Origin of the sequence: Cellulosimicrobium funkei (assembly GCF_004519295.1) — a bacterium.
Taxonomy (GTDB): Bacteria; Actinomycetota; Actinomycetes; order Actinomycetales; family Cellulomonadaceae; genus Cellulosimicrobium; species Cellulosimicrobium funkei.
The window spans coordinates 1-1136 of record NZ_SOZH01000018.1 but is presented as its reverse complement, the minus strand read 5'-3'; the positions used below and the strand labels follow the sequence as shown (position 1 = coordinate 1136).

The 1136-nt window shown below is 67.3% G+C and carries 2 protein-coding genes; both read right to left on the bottom strand.

Features of this window, described 5'->3' with window-relative positions:
* Window positions 1-30 precede the first annotated feature (30 nt).
* Window positions 31-906 carry an IS3 family transposase gene (locus E1O70_RS19735; protein WP_061269486.1) on the bottom strand — a complete coding sequence of 292 codons (876 nt, stop codon included), beginning with the start codon at window positions 904-906 and terminating at the stop codon, window positions 31-33.
* Window positions 903-1136, bottom strand: a 234-nt coding sequence (locus E1O70_RS20730) for a transposase (protein ID WP_476695760.1), incomplete at its 5' end; no start/stop codon positions are given. The genes E1O70_RS19735 and E1O70_RS20730, both read right to left, overlap by 4 nt.

Here is a 1136-nt window from a genome sequence, read left to right as displayed (position 1 = left end):
GGGGCTGCTGCATGATTCCGTGACAGTTGGTTAGGCAGCTTGGTCGGCGGCCTGGCTCATGATGATCTCGAACTCGATCGGGGTCAATCGTGCGAGTCTGGCCTGGCGTCGGCGACGGTGGTAGGTCCGTTCGATCCAGGTCACGATCGCGATCCGCAGCTCCTCTCGGGTGGTCCATCTCTGCCGGTCCAGGACGTTGCGCTGAAGCAGGCTGAAGAAGCTCTCCATGGCGGCGTTGTCACCGGCTGATCCGACCTGGCCCATGGATCCGCGCATCTGGTGGCGCCAGAGGGAGTGCTGCAGCTTTCGGCTTCGAAACTGGCCGCCGCGGTCCGAGTGCAGGGTGCAGCCGGCCACGCGCACCCCGCGGCGCGAGACCGCCGATTCCAGGGCGTCGACGGCCAGCTGGGACGTCATGCGGTCGGCGATGGAGTACCCCACGATCCGGTTCGACCACACGTCCTTGACCGCACACAGGTAGACCTTGCCTTCGCCGGTGGGATGCTCGGTGATGTCCGTCAACCACAACCGGTTCGGGCCAGGAGCGGTGAATTCGCGACGCACCAGGTCATCGTGCGCGGGCGCGCCGGGCCGCCCATTCTTCCCGCGGCGCTTCTTGCCGAACACGCACCACCACTGGTTCGCCGAGCAGATCTTCCACACCGTGCGCTCACTGACCTTGTGCCCGGCCGCGTTCACCTCGTCGAACAGCAGCCGGTAGCCGAACTCGGGGTCCTCACGGTGGGCATCGAAGACCGCGTTCGCGAGGTACGCCTCCTTGAGCTCGCCGCCGGTGACCGGCTGGGCGAGCCAGGCGTAGTAGTGCTGGCGGTGGAGCTTGAGCACCCGGCACGCCACCGCGACCGGCACCCTGATCGGGGCACCGGCCGCGGCGAGCTCTCTCACGAGCGGGTAGAGCCTTTTCCCGGCAGCTGAGCCTGGGACAGGTACGCCGCCGCCCGCCGCAGGACCTCGTTCTCCTGCTCCAGCAACCGAATCCGACGTCGAGCCTCACGCAACTCCCGTGCGTGCTCCGAGGCGACGCCGGGCTTCACGCCGTCCTCGACATCGGCGGCACGCAACCACTTCGTGATCGTCATCTCATGGACCCCGAAGTCCTGGGCGATCTGTGCCAG